Consider the following 20,153-nt stretch of genomic DNA (forward strand, 5'->3'; position numbering starts at 1 on the left):
CCGACACCCTACCGCCGCCGGGGGGCGGCGTGGCCAGCAGGTAGCGTCGATGCGTGGCGCTGGTGGTGCAGAAGTTCGGCGGGACCTCGGTGGGCGACGCCGAGCGGGTGCGCGCCGTCGCCGACCATGTGGCCCGGACCAGGCGCCAGGGCGACGACGTGGTCGTGGTCGTGAGCGCCATGGGCAAGACGACCGACGACCTGCTCCGGCTGGCCGGCGACGTCAGCTCCGTGCAGCCCCCGCGGGAGCTCGACATGCTGCTGACCTCGGGCGAGCGGGTGACGATGGCACTGCTGTGCATGGCGCTCGCCGAGCTGGGCGTGGACGCCGTGTCGTTCACCGGCAGCCAGGCGGGGATCATCACCGACGCCACCCACCTCAAGGCGAAGATCATCGAGGTGAAGGGCGACCGCCTGCGCGACGCGCTGGGTGAGGGCCGGGTCCCCGTGGTGGCGGGCTTCCAGGGCGTGTCGCTCGATCGCGACATCACCACGCTCGGGCGCGGCGGTTCCGACACCACCGCGGTGGCACTGGCGGCCGCCCTCGGCGCGCAGTCGTGCGAGATCTACACCGACGTGTCCGGGGTCTTCAGCGCCGACCCGCGCATCGTTCCCGAGGCGCACCGGCTCGCCCGGGTGAGCTTCGAGGAGATGCTCGACATCGCCGCCAGCGGCGGGCGCGTGCTGGCGCTGCGGTCGGTCGAGTTCGCCCGCAACCACGGCGTGCCCCTGCACGTCCGTTCCAGCTTCACCTGGGAGCCCGGCACCTGGGTGGTCGAGGAGGATCCGTCCATGGAGCAGGCCGTCGTCACCGCCGTCACCCACGACATCTCGGAGGCCAAGGTGACCGTCACCGGCGTCCCCGACAAACCCGGCATCGCCGCCCGGCTCTTCCGCGCGCTGGCGGACTGCGAGGTCAACGTGGACACCATCGTCCAGAACATGTCGCTGCACGGCACGACGGACATCTCCTTCACCGTCCCGAAGACAGACCTCGCCACCAGCCTCGAGGTGGCGCAGCGCCTCGTGCCGGAGATCGGCGCCGGCGAGGTCCTGGCGGACGACGGGATCGCCAAGGTGTCGCTCGTGGGCGCGGGCATGCGCAGCCATCCCGGCGTGTCGGCCGCCATGTTCGAGACGCTCGCCGCCGCCGGCATCAACATCGAGATGATCTCGACCTCGTCCATCCGCATCTCCTGCGTGGTCAGGGCCGACCGTGTCGAGGAGGCCGTGCGGCTGCTCCACCAGGCGTTCGCGCTCGCCGAGGCCTGAGCCCCGGCCGGTACCATGGTGCGATGCGGGTCGCCGTCGTCGGTGCCACGGGCCAGGTCGGGTCGGTCATGCGCTCGGTGCTCGCCGAGCGCGCCTTCCCCGCGGACGAGGTCCGGTTCTTCGCGTCGGCGCGCTCGGCCGGCCGCCGCCTGCCCTGGGCCGGGGCCGAGGTCGAGGTCGAGACGGCCGAGGAGGCCGACTACGGCGGCGTCGACATCGCCCTGATGTCGACGGGCGCATCGGCGTCGCGCGTGCTCTCGCCCCGCATCGCCGCCGCGGGCGCCATCGTGATCGACAACTCCTCGGCCTGGCGGATGGACCCGGCCGTGCCCCTGGTGGTGGCCGAGGTCAATCCCGAAGCGCTCGCCCACGTCGACAAGGGGATCGTGGCCAATCCCAACTGCACGACCATGGTGGCCATGCCCGTCCTCGCCCCGCTGCATCGCGAGGCGGGGCTGCGCAGCCTGGTGGTCTCGACGTACCAGGCGGTGTCGGGCTCGGGCGGCGCCGGGGTGCGCGAGCTCAAGGAGCAGCTGACGAAGACCGTCGGCGCGGCGGCCGGCCTGACGTTCGACGGGGGCGCCGTCGAGTACCCGCCGCCGTCGGTGTTCTGCGGGCCCATCGCCCACAACGTGCTGCCCCTGGCCGGCACGCTCCTCGCCGACGGCTCGGACGAGACCAACGAGGAGCAGAAGCTGCGCGAGGAGAGCCGCAAGATCCTCGGCACCCCCGGCCTCGCCGTCTCCGGCACGTGCGTGCGCGTCCCGGTCTTCACCGGCCACAGCCTGTCGATCAACGCCGCGTTCGAGCGCCCCCTGACCGTGGAGCGCGCCACCGAACTCCTGGCGGCGGCGCCCGGGGTCGAGCTCGCCGACGTCCCGACGCCGCTCCTGGCGGCGGGCGTGGACCCGGTGTTCGTGGGCCGGCTGCGGCGCGACCCCACCGTGGCCCACGGCCTGGCGCTGTTCGTGTCGGGCGACAACCTGCGCAAGGGCGCCGCCCTCAACGCCGTGCAGATCGCCGAGGCGATCCTCGCCCGGGACGGGGCCTGAGCCCTACGCCCAGCCCGTCCGGCCGGCGAGCACCGAGATGCGCCGGGCGAGGTTGACGGCGTGGTCGCCGAAGCGCTCGTAGAACCGGGCGACCAGGGCGGCCTCGATCGCCACCGGCAGCGGCATCGATCCGCTGGCGATCTCGGCGGTGAGCGTCACGTGCAGCTCGTCGAGCTCGTCGTCGAGGGACTCCACGTTGTCCGCCACCTCGGCGCGATCGGCGTAGGCGTCCGCCGTGGCGCGCCACATGTCGCACGCCACCTCGCCCATCTGCTCCACGAGCCCGCGGGCGCGCGGCGACAGCTCGACACCGAGGCCGCGCACCGCCCGGCGCGACACGTGCTCGGCGAGGTCGCCGCTGCGCTCGAGCTCGGGCAGCATGCGCAGGACGGCCACCAGGTACCGCAGCTCGTCGGGCCCGGTGGCGCGCTGGGCGAGCTGGCGCTGGGCCAGCTGCTCGACCTCGCGGTAGAGGGCGTCGATGGTCTCGTCGCTCTCGGCCAGGACACGGGCCGCCTCGCGGTCGCCGGCCAGCAGCGAGTGCGTGGCGCCGGCGACGCCTTCGCCGACGAGCGCGAAGAGCTTGATGATCTCGCGGTCGATGTGCGCCAGGCTCTCGGTGACCTCGTCGTCGCCACCCATCTGCACAACGACGCGCTTCGCCACGTGGGCCACCGTAGCCCTCTCACCCCGGGCCGGCGTCGGTGCCCAGGGGCTCGGGGAAGAACCGGTGGTGGTGGCGGCCCGTGACCTCGTAGACGGCCGTCCCCCGCCGCCCGTCGTCGGTCTCCACGGCCATGAGGTGCTGGCCGCCGCCGTAGATCGGCCGGTAGGGCGCGCACCACCGGCCCGCCCCCCGCACGGTCACCGTGCTCGCGTCGGCCAGGGCGAAGGTCACCGTCCCCGCCAGGCCCTGCACGGCGGCGCCGTCGGGCCCGTAGGGGACCGCGTCGCCGGCGTCGTCGGTCCACGCCAGGTCGTGGTGGAAGTCCACGACCGGCACCGGCGCCCCGCCGTCGGCCGGCGCCCAGCACCCGTCGGTGAAGACCCGGGCCCCGTCGGCCAGCTCCCAGTGCCAGACCCCCAGCATGCCGTCGGGCAGTTGGATCGCCAGCCACGTCCACATGGGGATGCGCCCGTGGTCGCGCACCCCCCACGAGTGGTCGCGCTGGCCCAGCCAGCCGTCGACGCGGCCGCCGGCCTCCCCGTTGCGGTACGAGCCGGTGAACGTCCCCGACTGGATCATGTGGCTCTGGTCCCAGAGCAGGGCGCCGGCCTCGTCGCGCAGGCGCCCCCGCCGCAGGCCGTAGGCCTGGGTCCGGGCCGTGAACGTCAGATCGGCGTCGAACCCGTCGGCCGCCGTCACCACGACGCGCACCCGCCGGAAGGGCTCCTCCACGACGACCGACACGGGCCCCACGGTCGTGGTGTGGGAGTCGTCCCCGCTCGGGCGCTGGTAGTAGCGGAACACGAGCTCGCCGCCGACGCGGCCGAGGACGAGGGCGTCGAGGAGCTGCCGGGGCGGGTAGGCGGCCATGGCCACGACGACCACGTCGCTGCCGGCGTCGGGCCCGTGGGTCACGAAGAAGTAGCTCTCGCGCCAGTGCTCGTGCTCGATGCCGACGACCGCGAGCGGCTCGGGGAGCTGGTGGACGAACTGCTCGTCGGCGGCGTTCAGGCGGACCACGACACCTCCTGGGTCATGCGGCCGGCTCTTCCGGCCGGGTTCATGCGGCCGGGTCTTCCGGCCGGGTTCATGCGGCCGGCTCTTCCGGCCGGGTTCATGCGGCGCCGAGCAGCGACTCGGCGCCGAGGTCCTCGATCTGGGCGGCGTGACGTCGCGCCATGGTGAGGAACATGTCGTCGCCGCGCGCGGTGCGCTCCACCAGCATGGAGGCGCCCACCGCCATGACGTAGCCGGCGTAGGCGTGGCGGCGGTAGTCGGTCATGCAGTCGTCCCACGAGTAGCCCGGCACGCCGCCGGCGCACAGCCGCTCGTGGTACTCGCGCACGAGGTCGGTCTCGTGCTGCCGGCGCTCGGCGGTGGCGAGGCCGGCACCGACGAAGTACGACACGTCGGCCGCCCCCGGCCCGAGCGTGGTGGTCTGCCAGTCGACGACGGCCACGGCGCGGGCCTCGTCGGTGAAGAGGAGGTTGTCGAGCCGGTAGTCGGCGTGCTGCACGGTGCGCGGCCCGGGCCGCCGCCGCAGGTAGTCGCCGATGCGGGGGAAGAGCCGTTCGCCCACGCCGATGACGGCCGGGTCGAGCTGGTCGCCGTAGCGCTCGACGAACCCGCCGAAGAGCACGGGCAGCACCTCGGCCATCGCCCCGGGCTCGGGCCCCTGGCGCTCCAGCCACGGCAGGTGCTCCAGGGAGGGGTCGCCCCACCGCGGCGCGTGCAGCCGGGCGAGCTCGGCCAGGGCGAGCGACGCCTGGTCGGGGCTGCACCCCGCCACCTGGTCCCCCTGGCGCGCCGGCGCCAGGTCCTCCAGCAGGAGGGCGAATTCCCCGGTGGCCGGGTCGACCTCGGCGGCGTAGCACCGGGGCGTGCGCACGCCGACGGTGGCGGCGACCTCCTGGTAGAAGCGCACCTCGACCTCCGACGTCCGCAACGCCAGCGCGGTGGCGCGGCTCGTCCGGTCGGCGGGCGTGAACTTGCCCACCAGCGTGCCCGGCGCGCCGGGCGCGTCGGCGTCGTAGGTGAGCCGGAAGCGGACGCAGTCCGCCATCTGCCCGGTCCCCACGGGCTCGGTGTCGAACGCCACCACCCGCCGGCCGCCCACCACCCCGGCACCGCGCAGCGCGTCGGTCAGCCAGTCCGTGCCGGCCTCCTCGGGCCGCCAGGGCGGGGGCGTCGCGCCGGGCACCGGGCGGATCGTACCGACGCCGGGCGGACCGACGCCGGGCGGACCGACGCCGGGCGGGACCGGCGCCGCCGTCACCGGTCCGCCTCCACGTCGGCGACGATGAGGCGGGGGCCCGAGGGCCAGTCGAGATAGCGCCACCACCAGTTGACGAGCACGACGAGGCGGTTGCGGAACCCGATCAGGTAGACGAGGTGCAGCCCCAGCCACGCCAGCCACCCGAGGGTCCCCCGCAGGACGGGACCGCGGCGCAGCTGGGCGACCGCCGCATGCCGGCCGATGGTCGCCATCAGCCCCTTGTCGTGGTAGGCGAAGGCGGTGGTGGGCTCACCGGCCTGGCGCCGGAGGATCTGCCGGGCGGCGTGCTTCCCCGACTGCATCGCCACCTGGGCGACCTGGGGACAGGCCTCGGGCGCGCCCGGGCCGCGGGGGACGGCGCCGGCGTCGCCCACCACGAAGACCTCGGGATGGCCGGCGAGCGACAGGTCGGGCTCGAGCGTGACGCGCCCGCCCCGGCCGCGCGGCGTCGGCAGCGAGGCGGCCAGGGTGCCGTCGACGGTCACGCCCCCCGCCCACACCACCGCGGCGGCGCGCAGCCAGGTGCCGTTGGCCAGGCGCGCCCCCTCGGCGGTGACCTCGGCCACCGGCGTCCGCAGGCGGACGTCGACGCCCCGGTCGCGCAGCGTCTGCGCCGCGTAGCGGCTCGAGTCCTCCTCGAACCCGGCCAGCAGCCGGTCGCCGGCCTCGAGGAGCACGACCCGGGTGCGATCGGGGTCGATGCGCAGGCGGTCCCGGCGTACCGAGACGTCGAGCAGCTCGACGAGCGCGCCGGCCATCTCGACGCCGGTGGCCCCGCCGCCCACCACCACGAAGGTGGGCGCGCCGCCGTCGAAGTCCTCGGGCCGGGCGTCGGCCGCCTCGAGGCAGGCGAGGACGTGGTTCCGCAGGCGCCGGGCATCGGCGAGCGTGTAGAGCGGCAGCGCGTGCCGCGGGGCGCCGGGGACGGCGAAGAACCCCGTCGTGGCACCGGTGGCCACCACCAGCCGGTCGTACTCGAGCGCCGCGCCGTCGGCGAGGGCGACCGTGCGGGCCGCCAGGTCGACCGAGAGGGCGCGGCCGTGGCGGAAGGTGATGGTGGGCTCGCGGCCGAAGATGGTGCGCACCGGGTAGGCGACATCGGCGGGCTCGAGGCCGGCCGTGGCCACCTGGTAGAGCAGCGGCTGGAAGGTGTGGAAGTTGTGGTGGTCGACCAGGGTGACCTGTACGGGATGGCCGGCGAGGTGCCGGGCGGTGCTCAGCCCGGCGAACCCGGCGCCGATGACGACGACCCGCTCCATGCGCCGGTCGGTGCGGTCCTCAGACCGCGGCCAGGGCACGCGCCGCGGTCACGATGTCGTCGACCTGGGGGAGGATGGCATGCTCCAGCGACGGCTCGTAGCCGACGAAGGTGTCGAGGGCGGTGACCCGTGAGACCGGCGCGTCGAGCGCCCAGAAGCAGTGCTCGGCCACCCAGGCCGCCACCTCCGCCCCGAACCCGGCCGTCAAGGTGTCCTCGTGCACGACGAGGAGCCGGCTCGTGCGCCGCACCGACTCGCACACCGCGTCGTGGTCCCACGGGGCGATGGTCCGCAGGTCCACGACCTCGATGTCGCATCCCTCCGCCGCCAGCTGGTCGGCCGCCACCAGCGACTTCTGCACGGTGGCGCCCCACGTCACGATGCTCAGGTGGCGGCCCGGGCGCACCAGCGCGGCGCGGCCGAAGGGAAGCGCCCATCCGACCGGGGGCAACGGGTCAGCGGCGTAGTGCTGGCGGTAGAGGTGCTTGTGCTCCAGGAAGAGCACGGGGTCCCCGGCGTCGAAGGCGCTGCGCAGCAGGCCCACGGCATCGCGGGCGCGCGACGGGAAGGCGATGAGCAGCCCCGGGATGTGGGCGAAGATCGACTCGCCGCTCTGGGAGTGCCAGATCGCCCCCCCGGTGAGGTAGCCGCCGATGGCCACGCGCACCACCAGCGGGCAGGTGAAGTCGCCGTTCGACCGCCACCGGATGGTGGCCGCCTCGCTGCGCAGCTGCTGCATCGCCGGCCAGATGTAGTCGAAGAACTGGATCTCCGCGCAGGGGCGCAGCCCGCGCAGGGCCTGGCCGATGCCGCGGCCCACGATGTTCGACTCGGCGAGCGGCGTGTTGTAGCAGCGCGCCGAGCCGAAGCGTCGTTGCAGGCCCCGCGTCACGCCGAACACGCCGCCCTTGCCCTCGACCTGGTCCAGCACCTCGTCGTCGGCGTCGGCCACGTCCTCGCCGAACACGCGGATGCGCTCGTCGCGGGCGAGCAGCTCGTGCAGTGTCAGGCGGATGGCCTCCGCCATGACGACGGGCTCCTCGGCGCCGGGCTCGGGGCGGGGGTCGGGATCGGGATCGGGCAGCGCGGGCCGCGTGGGCAGCCGCACCACGTTGTCGGTGACGGTGGCCGGGTCGGGCCGGGGCGCGGCCAGTGCCTCTTCGGCGGCGCGCGCCGCGGTGTCGCGCGCCTCGGCGCGCATCTCGGTCGCCTGCTCGTGGGTGAGGATGCCGGCGGAGACGAGGGCGCGCTCGAAGGTGTCGATGGGGTCGTGCTCCTCCTCCTCGGCGAGCTCCTCGGGGTCGCGGTACTTGGCCTGGGAGTCCGCCGACGAGTGGGAGTAGGGCCGGGTCACGTGGGCGTGGATCAGGCCCGGACCCTCCCCGGCGCGCACGCGGGCGACGGCGAGCGCCCCCTCGGTGCGGCAGGCGGCGTAGTCCCAGCCCTCCAGGGACGTCACCGCCAGGCCGCGGAACCCCCGCACGAGTTCGGCGACCGGTGCCGGCGACTGGTCCGCGGCGCGCACGGAGATGGCGTACCCGTTGTCGGCCACGAGGAACAGCACCGGCAGGTGCAGGCGGCAGGCGGTGTTGAGGCTCTCCCAGAACTCGCCCTCGGAGGTGGCACCCTCACCGAGCGAGACGTACGTGATCTCGTCGCCCTCGGCGCGGCATCCCGGCAGCCCCGGGCGCCGGCCGATGTAGCGACCGGCTTCCGCGCACCCCACGGCGGGCAGGCACTGGCTGCCCGTGGGGCTCGACTGGGTGACGATGTTCTTCGTCACGGCCCCCCAGTGGCACGGCATCTGCCGGCCGCCCGATGCCGGGTCGAGCGACGAGCCCACGGCCTCCAGCATGATGTCGAGGGGCGTCACGCCCAGGGCGAGCACGAGCGCCCGGTCGCGGTAGTAGGGGAAGAACCAGTCGTAGGCGGGCCGCAACGAGCGGGCCAGCGCCAGGAGCACGACCTCGTGGCCGGCGCCGGAGATCTGGAAGAACACGCGGCTCTGCTTCTGCAGCAGGATCTCGCGGTCGTCGAGGGCGCGCGACAGGCACGCCGTCCGGAAGTCCGCCACGAGCTCCTCCACCGGGAACGGGCCCAGCGGGCCGTCCTGCCCGGTGCCCGGTGCGGGGCCCGCCACGGCGCCGTTCGGCGGGCCCGGGGCCTCGACGTCGGCACGGTCCTCGGGTGCCGCACCCGCACCTCGTGCCATCGCGCTCTTGCGCACCACTGTTGGACGCTACCCGTTCCGTCCGGCGACGAGCGGCGTCCGGGGTCCCCGGGGACTGTCACACCCCGGCGGTACGCTCAGGCGCGTGCACCCTCGGAGCAGGGAAAACCCTCGGACCAGGGAGAGCAGATGATCGTCGGCACCGTGATCGGCATCCTCCTCGGGGCAGGCGCCGGGGCCGCCGTCGCCCTGGTCGTGGCCTCTTCGCGCGCCGCCGCCCGGGCCTCGGCCGAGCGCGTGGCCCACGCGGCCGCGCTGGCGGCGTCGCGGGCCGAGGTGTCGGCCCTGCAGGCCGCGCTCGAGCACGAGCGCCAGGCCTCGCGGGAGCGCCAGGCGGCCACCGAGGAGGTGCGCCGCCAGCTCGTGGGCGAGTTCGCCGAGCTGTCGCGCCGGGCCCTGCAGCAGAACAACACGCAGTTCCTCGAGCTCGCCGACAGCCGCCTGGCCCGGGCCCACCAGTCGGCGCGCGGTGATCTCGACCAGCGCACGCAGGCCATCGAGGAGTTGCTGCGCCCGCTGCACGACCAGCTCGGCCGGTACGAGGAGGGGCTGCGCCGCCTCGAGCTCGATCGGCAGGGGGCGTACTCGAGCCTGAGCGAGCAGGTGAAGCAGCTGACGCAGTCGCAGGAGAAGCTCCAGGTGGAGACGCGCAACCTGGTGACGGCGCTGCGCTCGCCGGCCACGCGCGGGCGTTGGGGCGAGCTGCAGTTGCGGCGCGTGGTCGAGATGGCCGGCATGCTCGAGCACTGCGATTTCGAGGAGCAGGTGACCACCGAGGGCTCCGACGGGCGGGTGCGGCCCGACATGGTGGTGCACCTGCCCGGCGCCAAGCAGGTCGTCGTGGACGCCAAGGTCCCGCTCCAGGGCTTCCTCGACGCCAACGACGCCGTCGACGACGACGCCCGCCTGGTGCACCTCCAGGCGCACGCCCGCCACCTCCGGGCCCACGTGGACGCCCTGGCGAAGAAGGCCTACTGGCAGCAGTTCGACGACTCGCCCGGTTTCGTCGTGGCGTTCGTCCCCGGCGACCCGCTCCTGGCCGCCGCGCTCGAGCACGACCCGACGCTGCTGGAGCACGCCGTCGCCAGCCACGTCCTGTTGGCCACGCCGACCACGTTGATCGCCCTCTTGCGCACCGTCGCCTACGGGTGGCAGCAGGAAGCGCTGGCCGAGAACGCCCGCGAGGTGCAGCTGATGGCGCGCGAGCTCTACAAGCGCCTGGCCACCTTCGGCGAGCACATGGCCCGTACCGGCCGGAGCCTGAGCGGCGCCGTCGAGTCCTACAACAAGGCTGTGGGCTCGCTCGAGCGCAACGTCTTCCCGCAGGCGCGGCGCTTCCACGAGCTCGGTGTGGTGGGCGGGGCCGACAAGGAGATGCCCGAGCTCGTGCACGTCGACGCCGTGGCACGCGACCTGCACGCGCCCGAGCTCGCCGGCTCCCGCCTCGCCCGTCCCGGCGAGGCCGGGCTCGAGCTCATCGAGGGGTCGGGCGAGGGCCACCGGGACCTGCCCGGGGCGGCCGCCACCTGAGCCCCGGCGCGCCGGCGACGTCGGGTGTTCGCCCCGCCCGCCCCGCCCGCCCCGCCCGGCACGGTGCGGGGGCGCCGCTACCGGCCCCCTACTAGCTCGCCCGCGGTGTGCCGGACCTCGGCGCGTGCCGCCTCGAGCTCCGCGCCGTCGAGCACGTCCTCCACGGGCTCGCCGTCGCCCACGAAGACGAGCACGCAGCGGTGGACGGGGCGCCCCGTCGCCTCCTGCAGCGCCAGGGCGTAGCTCGCCAGCTGGGGCCGGTAGCGCGCCGCCGCCGCCGCCACACCCGCGGGGCCGTCGGCGCGGTCGGTCTTGTAGTCCACCACCACCAGGCCGGCGCCGTCGTCCACGACGAGGTCCACGAAGCCTTCGAGCACCCCACCGTCGCCCACGGGGACGGCGACGAACAGCTCCCGCCAGTGCCGCCCCGTCGCCGCGGCGGCGACGCTCGGTGACACGAGGGCGGCGCGCACCATGGCGGCGACGGCGTCGCCGTGCGCCTCGATGCCGTGCGCGGTGGCCCGCAGGCGCGCCACGTCCTGCGCCGTCCGGCCCTCGGCGTCGGTGCCGGAGGACAGGTCGATGGCGGCCAGGGCGCCGTGCACGGCCCGCCCGATCTGCAACGACACCTCGGCGTCGCGCCACAAGGCGCCGGTGGCGTCGGGCGACCCGGGATCGGGCGACCCGCCCGCCCGGGCGCCGTCGCCGGGAGAGCCGCCGGCGCCGCGCGCCGCGCCGGGCGCCATCGCACCGGGCGCCATCGCACCGCGCGCCATCGCACCGGGCGCCATCGCACCGGGCGCCATCGCACCGCGCGCCTCGACGACGCGTTCGGCCACCGCGGTGGCGGTGGTCACCGGCGCGTGGCGCCCGGCCGCCAGGCGCCGGGCGCGCCCGGTCTCGAACGCCTCGACGCCGGCGCGCCACGCCTCCACGGCGTCCTCCCCGGGGGTCCCCGCGTCGACGGGGGTGCCGGCGTCGCCGTCGGGGGGGACGACCCCGCCGGCGTCGGCGATCGGCAGGCGCCGCCACAGGCGCTGGTGGCGCTCGCAGATCGCCAGGAGCCTGGCGGCTTCGGTGGGGGTGGCCGTCGACCCCGCGCGCGGCTCTTTGTGGTGCAGGCACAGCACCAGGTGGTCCCGGGCGCGTGTCATGCCGACGTAGAGGAGGCGGTGCTGCTCGAGCGCGTCGAGCTCGCGCTCGCGCTCGCTCGCCTGGTCGTAGCCGTCCGACTTCAGCTCGCCGCGGGCGCGCAGGACCGGCGTGCCGTCCTCGCGCCACAGCACGGCCGGCGAGCGCTGCCCGGCGCCCGCCTCGCGTTCCAGCCCGCCGAGGACGACCACGGGGAACTCGAGGCCCTTGGATCCGTGGATCGTCATGACGCGCACGGCGTCGTCGTCGGGGTCGGGCGGGCCCACGCCGCCGCTGCGCCGGTCGTCCTCGGCCTGCAGGTCGGCCCAGCGGAGGAACGACCGCAGCGGGCCGCCGACGGTCTCGTCGAACAGCCGCGCCTGGTCCTGCAGCCACCGCAGCCGGTGCCAGTGGTCGCGGGGGCGGTGGTAGGCGAGGCACAGCTCGAAGCTGTCGAGCGCCTCGAAGGCCCGGGCCACCATGGACGAGGGCTCGCTCCACCAGCGCTGCTCGTGCAACCGGGCCAGGACCGCCATCGCACCCGCCACGGGGTGCTGCTCGAGACCGGCCGGCACCGGGGCGCGGGGGTCCCAGTCGCCGTTCGCCTGGCGCCACGTCACGAGGTCGTCGTCGCCGCAGGCGAGCCCCGGGCTGCGCAGGGCGGCGAGCACGGCCACGCGATCGGCCGGGTCGTCCGCGGCGTGCAGCACGGCCAGCACGTCGCGCACCTCGTCGGATCCCCACAGCATGGCGACGCCCTCGAGCCGGTAGGGGATACGGGCGTCCTCGAGGGCCTCCTCGACGGCCGGCAGGGCCGTGCGCGCCGGCAGGAGGATGGCCACGTCGCGCCAGCACGCCGCCCGCGTCCGGCCGTCCTCGGGATCGGCCACGGCCCAGCGTGACCTCACCACACCGCCCACCGCCGCCGCGATGTCGCGCGCCGCGGCGCGCCGGACCTCGGCCAGCGTGCCCCGGCCGGGGGCGCCCAGGACGACGACCGGCGGCATCCCCGGCGCCGGCCGGGGCGCGGCTCCGCCGGCTGTGCGGGCCCCGCCCCCGCCACCGGCCCGGCCACCGGCCCCGGCCCGGCCACCGGCCCCTGGCGTGGCGGTGTCCGGAGCCGCCCCGTCGCACCGGTCGAGCCCGTCGAGCGTCAATTGCACGGCCGTGGTCCCCGCCATGCCCCCGAAGGTGGGGGGCGGGACCGTCGCGGTGACCGTGGGCGCCGTCCACCGCAGCGGCAGGGGGCCGCGCTCGCCCAGCAGCTCGTGGTGCGCCGCCTGCCCGGGGACGGGCACGGCGCCGAAGAGCTCGTCGAACACGGTGTTGACGAACTCGAGGATGCCGGGGACGGAGCGGAAGTTGGTGGCCAGCACGATGGGCTCGCCGATCTGCCGCCCCACCCGCGAGAACGACTCGATGTCGGCGCGCCGGAACCGGTAGATCGACTGCTTGGGGTCCCCCACGACGAACAGCCCGCCGGGGTGGGTGTGGCGCAGGTCGGCCGAGCCGTCGACGGTGGCCACCAGGCGCGCCGCCAGCTCCACCTGGATGGGGTCGGTGTCCTGGAACTCGTCGATGAGCAGCCGCCGGTACCGGCGGCGCAGGGACTCGGTGGCGACGCCGTCGTGGCGCAGCAGCCGCCGGGCATGGACGAGAAGGTCGTGGAAGCTCAGCCGGCCCTCCGCCCGTCGCTCGTTGGCGGCCGTCATGACGAAGGCCGCCAGCCGTGCCCCGAGCTCGCCCAGCACGGCGTGGCGCGTGGTGCGCAGGATGTCGACGCGGGCCTCCTCCGCCCGCGCGCAGGCGGCGCGGACCTCGTCGACCCGGCCGCCCCAGTTCCCCCGCTGGCCGTAGCCGCAGTTGAGCGTCCTGACGGCGTCGAGGACCTGGAGCGTGGCCTGCTCGTCGTCGCACGAGGCGAGCTGGGCGCGCACCCCGGCGAGGCCGTCGAGGTGCTCCTTGAGCTTGTCCCGGTCGTCGGTGCAGCGGTCGGCCATGGCCAGGGCGGCGTCGATCGCCGTCAGCACGGCCTCGGCCTCGGCCTCGGGCCAGTGGCCGGGCTCCGGGCGCATCCGCTCGAGCGCCTCGAGCCCGCCGTCCTCGAGCCGGTCCCAGTGGAGGTTGAGGGCCCAGGCGATGTCGGCCAGGTCCTCGTGCGACAGGCCCACCGAGAACCCCCGCACCAGCGCGGGCTCGGCGCCGCGGTCGGCCAGCAACGCATCGGCGAACCGCTCCAAGCGGGCGTCGAAGTCGGCGCGTGCGGCCGTCTCGTCCATGACGTCGAAGCCCGGGGGGATCCCGGCGGCCACGCAGTGCTCCACCAGGATGCGCTGGGCGAAGGCGTGCAACGTGCAGATGGCGGCGTCGTCAGCCTCCTGGCTCGCCGCGGTGAGCCGTGCCTCGCCGGGGTGCTGCGCCGCCACCTCCTCGATGGACTCCCGGACGCGCTGGCGCAGCTCGGCCGCGGCCGCCTCGGTGAAGGTGATCGCCGCGATCTCGCGCAGCGAGGCCCGGCCGCTGCGCACGAGCTCGACGATCCGCCCCACCAGCGCCGTGGTCTTGCCCGTCCCCGCGCCGGCCACGACCACCAGGGAGGCGTCCAGCTCGGCCTGGATCCGCTCCCGGGCCTCGTGGTCGTGCGGCGCCAGGGTCACGGCGCCACCCCGAACCCCTCGACCACCGCGCCGGCCAGCTCGTCGGGGACCGAGGCGTGCATGAGGGCGAGCACGGGGGCGAGCTGCGGGGCGTCGCTCTTGCGCGCCCACTGCCGGTCGCGCGTCGACGGGCACACGCGGTCGAAGTCGCAGAAGCGGCAGGCCTCGAACTGTCGCTCGCTGCCGGGCTTCTCGGTGGGCGCACCGGGGAAGGCGCCTGCCTCGACGGCTTCGGCGATCAGGCCGAGCACGTCGAGGAAGCGCGCCTGGACGTCGTCGGTGACGGTGAGGCTGTAGCAGGGCGCGCTGCGCTGCTCGGACAGCAGCCAGTAGCGGGCCTGGACGGGCCCGCGGTCGCCGAACCGGGCGCGCGCCGCCATGGCGTAGACGGGGAGCTGCAGGAGCCGGCCACCGGCCACGGGGTCCTTGCGGAGGTCGGAGAGCGTCTTCTGCTTGCCCGTCTTGTAGTCGGACACCACGAGCTGGCCCGAGCGGGCGCGGTCGACACGGTCCGCCTTCCCCTTGAAGCGGACTTCGCGCCCGCCGTCGAGGGCCACGGTCACCGCCGGCTGGGCGCCCTCGGCACCGGTCCCGAACTCGAGCTCGGCGGCGAGCGGCTCGAGGTCCCCCTCCTCGTCGTGGAAGCGCCGCAGGTCGCGCCGGATCGCCGCCTGGTCCATCCGCCACAGCAACGCCCGCCCCACGAGCCCGCCCCGCTCGGCGGTGGCGAACCGCGCCTCGGCCAGGGCCAGCAGCCGGTCGAGCGAGCGGGGGGCGCCGGCCAGCCGCTCGAGGAGGTAGTCCTCGAGCACGGCGTGGACCAGGGTGCCGCGCTCGGCAGGCTCCATGCGCCAGATCTCCTCGGGGAGCGTGCGCGGGGCCACCGCCAGGACCCGGTCGTAGAGGAAGCGCCGGGGGCACTTGGCGTAGGTCTCCAGGCGCGTCGCCGACACCGGGGCGTCGGGGGAGAAGGGCGTGACCAGTCCCGGCCCGACGTACCCGTCGAACCGGGTGAAGGCCTCGCCGGCGCGGGCGCGGGCCACGGCGATCCCGGTGGGGAGCCGGGCCGAGCACCGCGCCACCGGCGAGCGGGCCGGGTCGCCGCCGTCCGCCGCCCACCGGGCGATGTCGTGGAGCGCCAGCTCCCGGACCGACAGGGCCGGGTCGGCCGCCGCCACGCCGGCCGCGAAGGAGTCCACCGGCCGCCACCGCGTGCTCGGCGAGGTGAGCGGGCCCAGCCAGCGCGATGGGACCTGGGCGCGCCCGGTCCGGGGGTCGACCCGCGGATAGGTGGCCAGGCGGCGCCGGGCCCCGGCCCGCAGGGCCGCGTGGACGTCCCCGTGCATCTCCTCGAGGCGCGCCGCGCGGGTGCGCAGGCCGCCGGAGACGTCGAGGCGCCGCACGTCCTCGGGGAGCAGGGCGTCGTCGCCGATCCCCCCCGGCACCACGGTGTCGGCCATGCCCACGAGGACGACGGCGTCGAAGCGCAGGCCCCGCGCCCGCCCGAACGGGGCCACGAAGACACCGTCGCCGAACCCGCCGTCGGGCAGGTCGGAGGCGTCGAGGGCCGACTCCTCGAGGGCGGTGCGCACGGCCCGGCGGAAGGCGCCCTGGTCGACGGCGTCCGACACGGCGTCGAGCTCGGCGAGGGCGAGCACCGTGCCGCGCACCTGCGCCGCCGCCGCCATCTCGTCGCCGGGCCACGACCCGGTGTCGGTGTCCAGGTACCGGTCGAGGAGGCCGACCGCCCACGTGGCGTGGGCCGCCCACGAGCCGCCGGGCGGGGTGGCCCCCCGGACGAGGTCCTCCACGAACGCGGCCAGGGCGTGCGCCTCCCCGGCCCGGGCCGCCTTGCGCCCGGCCAGGTTCCCCAGCCGCTCGGCCCACTGGGCGGTGCCGCGCACGACGCCGGCGTCGGCGGACACGGCGTCCCAGCCGCTGGCGGGGACGGCGTGGCGGTCCGGCCCGGTGACGATCGGTGCCGTCGACAGCCACGCCATCACCTCGTGGCGGGCCCAGTCGGCGGCGCCCAGCTCGAGAAGGCGCAGCAGCGTGGCCCCGGCCACCGAGCGGTCGAGCCGCCGCAGGTCGGGCCCGTTGGCGGCCACGCCGGCGGCGGCCAGCTCCTGGCGGACGGCCCGGGCGTACGACGGGCCCGGGGGGTGGAGGATGGCCTGGCGCCACGACGGGACGCCCCGCTCCACCGCGGCCACCACGGCCCGCACCGCGGTGCGGACCTCCTCGGCCGGGTCGGCGCACGGCCGCACCTCGGTGAGCGGCGGCACGCCCGCGGGGCCCGCGACCGGTGGCATCCCGGCGCGGCCGGCCACGAGGTCGAGGACCCGGCGCTGCGCCGGCGAGACGGTGCCCAGCTCGAGGCAGACCACCGCGCCCAGGGCCCCGACCGCCGCTCCGGACCCGGTCGCGGCAGCGGCGGCGTCGGCGAGGTCGACGTCGTCGGCGAAGCCCCGCTCGTGCAGGTGGTCGCGCACCGCCTCCACGAGCCGGGCGAGCTCGCCGATGCGACCACGGCGTCGGGCCAGGGCCGCCAGCGTGGGGGCCGGGCACCGCCGGAGCTCGGTGCACGCGTCGCGGAGCGACACCAGGCCCCGGGGATGGGTCACGAGGTCCGCCAGCCAGCCCGGCGCCGCCGTGGCGCGCGACCGGATGGCCTCGAGGCCCACGGGGCCCGGGGCGGGACGGAGCCCGCGGGCTGCCAGCCCGGGGGTGCCGAGCTGGCGCACCACCTTGTCGAGGGTGGTGCAGCCGACGTTGGCGACACCCCGGCGCCCGTCCGGCCAGGCGACGGCGCCCAGGGCGCGGCGGGTGGCCAGTGCGGCGTACGCGGACGGGGCGATCACCGTCACCGGAGCGAGCGGGTCGCCGCCCTTGGCGCCGGCCACCGCCATGGCCGTCGCCGCCTCGAGGGGGTCGACGGCGGCGTCGCCGGGTCGGAAGGTGGGCACCGGCCCGCGCTGCACGGAGACCGGTGCGTTCGTCATCGCGGCATGCTACGACGCCGCTGTCGCATCCCTCCGGGGCTCGTGGACGGTGACGTCGAGCTGGCGTGCCCAGCTGTCGTAGCCGCGCACGGCCTGCGCGATGTGGGTGGCCATGCGCTCGGCCTGGGTCCTGGTCATGGAGGCGTCGCGCCACACCTCGACCACGAGGCCGCCGTCGCGCCGTCGGACCTCGACCACCGACCGGGCGTCCTCGGTGCCGTGGCGCCGGAGCTCCCCGAGCATGGCCTTGGCGGCGACGTCGGTGTGGGCGGGCAGCGGACTCGACGCCATGTCCGCCACGGCCCCGACGTCCGCCACGACGTCCGAGCTCGACAGCGCGTCGGCGGCCCACGGCATGAGCGGGTGGTCGGGCCCGCCGTCCACCAGCACCAACGGGACCCTGCGGGTGAGCGCGCACAGCGCGCCGTCGCCGGTCCCCGCGCCCCGCCCCCCGACCTCCACGGCGATGTCGATCGGCGCGGTCTCGAGCGGGCAGGTGAGGTCGTCGAGCACGGCGCAGTCCGACGTCCCCCCCGCCGCGTGGCAGGTGTGGACGGTGTGGCCGGCGCCTTCGAGCTCGCGGGCGACGGCCTCGGCGGCGAGGCCCTCGATGGTGGGGATGAGCACGTGCATGGGGCAACGCTGCACCGGGAGCGCCCGGCCGGCCAGGGTCGAAGGTCCCAATGGAACGTCGCCGATCTTGGCCCGGACCATCGCCGGTCAGGCCCACGGGAACGGTCCGCTCCGCGGCTGCGCCGGTGGGTGGCTGGGCCGGTGGGTGGCTGGGCCGGTGGGTGGCTGCGCCGGTGGGTGGCTGCGCCGGTGGGTGGCTCAGCCCGCGCGCCGGGCCGAGGGCCCGTAGGCGCGGCCGAAACGCAGGCGTCGCCAGATGGCGAAGGTGTCGCGCAGCATGTCGAACACCACCCGGACCGACACGGTGCTGCTGAAGCGTCGCCCGATGCGCACCGGGGCCTCGACGAGGTCGCGGTACCCGAGGCGCCGGGCGATGACGAGCATCTCGAGGTCGAAGGCGTAGCCCTCCTCGACCATGAGCGGGAGCACCTCGGCGAGGACCTCGCGGCGCACGAGCTTTATGCCCGCCTGGGTGTCGCGCACGTCGAGGTGGAACATCATCCGGACCAGTTGCTGGTAGCCCCACGAGTACAGGCGGCGGGCCATGGGGTACACGACCTGCGAGTCGGGGTGGCGCTTGCTCCCGAGCACCACGTCCGGGTGCACGCTGCGTACCACCTCGACGAACTCGGCCAGCAGTTCCGGCGGCACGTCGCCGTCGCCGTCGATGAACCCGAGGTAGCGCCCGCGGCCCTGGGCGAGCCCGGCCCGGACGGCGCGGCCCTTGCCGGCGTGGGGGAGCACGACCCGCACGACGACGTCGGGATGGACGCCTTCGAGGGTGGCCTCGCTCCCGTCGGTGGACCCGTCGGACACCGCCACGATCTCGAAGGAGATGCCCGTGCCCCTGAGCACCTCGGCGGCGCGCTCGACCGTCGTCCGCAGGACGGGCCCGGGGTTGTAGTACGGCACCACGACCGTCAGGTCGAGGACCGGGTCCGGGAGCCCCGATGGAGGCACCAGGCTCAACGGGGCCACGACCGCCGACGCGGCATGGAGGTCTCCTGGTTGGTGTCGCGCCACGGCCCCCCCTCCCGCGCCAGCGCTTCCCACACAGTCGCCCGCCGGGTGCGGGCTCCAGCATTCTACCGACGGCCCCGGCGCAACTTGGGCGCGAGCCCCGGTCTTCGCCGGTCCTGAGCGGCGTCGCCCGACCGTCACCGCAGGGGCTCGGGGTCGCCCTGATTCGTAGTGCCGCTCGCTTCTCGGTGCCGCCACCGGGCGTGGCCCACGGCCATTCGCCCGAGGCGGCGGTGTCGGGTGCCGAAAGCCTTTCTCAGCTTCACAGGGGGATCTGCAGGTCGTCCCAGTGTCCTCCCAGGTCCATGGGGGATCCTTGTGCTTCCTGCCGCGTGGGGCGGGGGGGACTGAAGGGGAGGTGGCCCGGGTGCGGATCCTCGTTCTGGGCGGTGACGGGTACCTGGGGTGGCCGACGGCGCTGCACTTGAGCCGCCGGGGCCACGAGGTGGCCGTGGTCGACAACTTCGTGCGGCGGCAGTACGACTTCGAGATGGGCGTGGACAGCCTGGTGCCCATCGCCCATCTCCAGCACCGGGTGCGGGTGTGGGAGGAGGTCTCGGGCCTGCGGGTGGAGGCCTTCGTGGGCGATCTCACCGACCACACCTTCGTGGAGCGGGTCCTCGACGCCACCGCCCCCGAGGCGGTGGTGCACTTCGCCGAGCAGCGCTCGGCCCCCTACTCCATGATCGACCGGGCCCACGCCACCTACACCCAGGTCAACAACGTGGTGGGCACGCTCAACCTGCTCTACGCCATCGCCGAGCGCGATCCGCAGATCCACCTGGTGAAGCTCGGGACCATGGGGGAGTACGGCACCCCCAACATCGACATCGAAGAGGGCTTCATCGAGATCACCCACAAGGGCCGCACCGACGTGCTGCCCTACCCCAAGCAGCCGGGCAGCTTCTACCACCTGTCCAAGGTGCACGACAGCCACAACATCCAGTTCGCCTGCCGCATCTGGGGCCTGCGGGCCACCGACCTCAACCAGGGCGTGGTCTACGGCCAGGAGACCGACGAGACCACCATGCACGCCGACCTGGCCACGCGCTTCGACTACGACGGCGTGTTCGGCACGGTGCTCAACCGCTTCTGCGTCCAGGCCGTGGTGGGCCACCCCCTCACCGTGTACGGCCAGGGGGGCCAGACCCGGGGCATGCTCGACATCCGAGACACCCTGGCCTGCGTGGAGCTGGCCCTGCTGCACCCCGCCGCGGAGGGCGAGTTCCGGGTGTTCAACCAGTTCACCGAGTCCTTCTCGGTGGCCCAGATGGCCGACATGGTGGCCGAGGCCTACCCCGGCGAGGTGCGCATCGAGCACGTGGAGGACCCCCGGGTGGAGAAGGAGGAGCACTACTACCGCGCCGCCCACACCAAGCTCCTCGACCTGGGGCTCGTGCCCCACCTGCTCGAGCCGGCCACCATC

At 75.3% G+C, this 20,153-nt stretch carries 13 protein-coding genes; 4 read left to right on the plus strand and 9 right to left on the minus strand.

Going from position 1 to position 20,153, the window contains the following annotated elements; genetic code table 11:
- The first annotated feature begins 53 nt into the window (after positions 1-53).
- Together VMV22_04030 and VMV22_04035 are read left to right on the plus strand one after the other, a co-directional pair.
- On the plus strand, positions 54-1,271 hold the full coding sequence (locus tag VMV22_04030; protein HUY21489.1) for an aspartate kinase: 1,218 nt from the start codon (positions 54-56) through the stop codon (positions 1,269-1,271).
- Between the two features lie 23 nt (positions 1,272-1,294).
- A complete protein-coding gene (locus VMV22_04035; protein HUY21490.1) occupies positions 1,295-2,323 on the plus strand; it encodes an aspartate-semialdehyde dehydrogenase in 1,029 nt (342 codons plus the stop codon).
- Positions 2,324-2,326: 3 nt separating this feature from the next.
- Here VMV22_04035 and VMV22_04040 read toward each other — a convergent pair whose 3' ends face one another.
- From VMV22_04040 to VMV22_04060, 5 genes are all read right to left on the minus strand, one after another.
- Complete coding sequence (locus VMV22_04040) at positions 2,327-2,989, minus strand: PhoU domain-containing protein (protein ID HUY21491.1); 663 nt, start codon at positions 2,987-2,989, stop codon at positions 2,327-2,329.
- Between the two features lie 19 nt (positions 2,990-3,008).
- Entirely contained in the window at positions 3,009-4,010 is a 1,002-nt protein-coding gene (locus tag VMV22_04045) for a hypothetical protein (GenBank protein ID HUY21492.1), read from the minus strand.
- 94 nt (positions 4,011-4,104) lie between these two features.
- Positions 4,105-5,190: a phosphotransferase gene (locus VMV22_04050; protein ID HUY21493.1), complete on the minus strand. Its 1,086-nt coding sequence runs from the start codon at positions 5,188-5,190 to the stop codon at positions 4,105-4,107.
- Between the two features lie 71 nt (positions 5,191-5,261).
- The gene (locus tag VMV22_04055; GenBank protein ID HUY21494.1) at positions 5,262-6,524 is read right to left on the minus strand and encodes an NAD(P)/FAD-dependent oxidoreductase; all 1,263 of its coding nucleotides are present in this window, start codon (positions 6,522-6,524) and stop codon (positions 5,262-5,264) included.
- A 19-nt stretch (positions 6,525-6,543) separates the two neighbouring features.
- Positions 6,544-8,754, minus strand: coding sequence for a dehydrogenase E1 component subunit alpha/beta (locus VMV22_04060; protein HUY21495.1), 2,211 nt, complete (start codon positions 8,752-8,754; stop codon positions 6,544-6,546).
- A gap of 129 nt (positions 8,755-8,883) precedes the next feature.
- On the opposite strand from VMV22_04060, the gene rmuC reads away from it, so the two are divergent.
- Complete coding sequence (gene rmuC / locus VMV22_04065) at positions 8,884-10,284, plus strand: DNA recombination protein RmuC (protein HUY21496.1); 1,401 nt, start codon at positions 8,884-8,886, stop codon at positions 10,282-10,284.
- 77 nt (positions 10,285-10,361) lie between these two features.
- Here rmuC and VMV22_04070 read toward each other — a convergent pair whose 3' ends face one another.
- The 4 genes from VMV22_04070 to VMV22_04085 form a co-directional block, all read right to left on the minus strand.
- Positions 10,362-14,072 (minus strand): UvrD-helicase domain-containing protein, encoded by a 3,711-nt coding sequence (locus tag VMV22_04070; protein HUY21497.1) that lies wholly within the window; start codon positions 14,070-14,072, stop codon positions 10,362-10,364.
- Positions 14,069-17,074 carry a PD-(D/E)XK nuclease family protein gene (locus VMV22_04075; protein ID HUY21498.1) on the minus strand — a complete coding sequence of 1,002 codons (3,006 nt, stop codon included), beginning with the start codon at positions 17,072-17,074 and terminating at the stop codon, positions 14,069-14,071. Before VMV22_04075 ends, VMV22_04070 begins: the two co-directional genes overlap by 4 nt.
- A 9-nt stretch (positions 17,075-17,083) precedes the next feature.
- Positions 17,084-17,707, minus strand: a complete 624-nt coding sequence (locus VMV22_04080; protein ID HUY21499.1) for a hypothetical protein — start codon at positions 17,705-17,707, stop codon at positions 17,084-17,086.
- 198 nt (positions 17,708-17,905) lie between these two features.
- Positions 17,906-18,730: a glycosyltransferase gene (locus VMV22_04085; protein ID HUY21500.1), complete on the minus strand. Its 825-nt coding sequence runs from the start codon at positions 18,728-18,730 to the stop codon at positions 17,906-17,908.
- A gap of 364 nt (positions 18,731-19,094) precedes the next feature.
- Between VMV22_04085 and VMV22_04090 the strand changes: the two genes are divergently transcribed.
- Positions 19,095-20,153, plus strand: a 1,059-nt coding sequence (locus VMV22_04090; protein ID HUY21501.1) for an NAD-dependent epimerase/dehydratase family protein, incomplete at its 3' end; no start/stop codon positions are given.

The sequence above is a fragment of the Acidimicrobiales bacterium genome (genome assembly GCA_035531755.1).
In the GTDB taxonomy this organism is placed as follows: domain Bacteria; phylum Actinomycetota; class Acidimicrobiia; order Acidimicrobiales; family UBA8190; genus DATKSK01.

Excerpts from the sequence above, each read along its gene's own strand:
- VMV22_04035 (HUY21490.1), top strand. The coding sequence starts at position 1,295 with ATGCGGGTCGCCGTCGTCGGTGCCACGGGCCAGGTCGGGTCGGTCATG.
- VMV22_04080 (HUY21499.1), bottom strand. The coding sequence starts at position 17,707 with ATGCACGTGCTCATCCCCACCATCGAGGGCCTCGCCGCCGAGGCCGTC.
- VMV22_04055 (HUY21494.1), bottom strand. The coding sequence starts at position 6,524 with ATGGAGCGGGTCGTCGTCATCGGCGCCGGGTTCGCCGGGCTGAGCACC.
- rmuC (HUY21496.1), top strand. The coding sequence starts at position 8,884 with ATGATCGTCGGCACCGTGATCGGCATCCTCCTCGGGGCAGGCGCCGGG.
- VMV22_04075 (HUY21498.1), bottom strand. The coding sequence starts at position 17,074 with ATGACGAACGCACCGGTCTCCGTGCAGCGCGGGCCGGTGCCCACCTTC.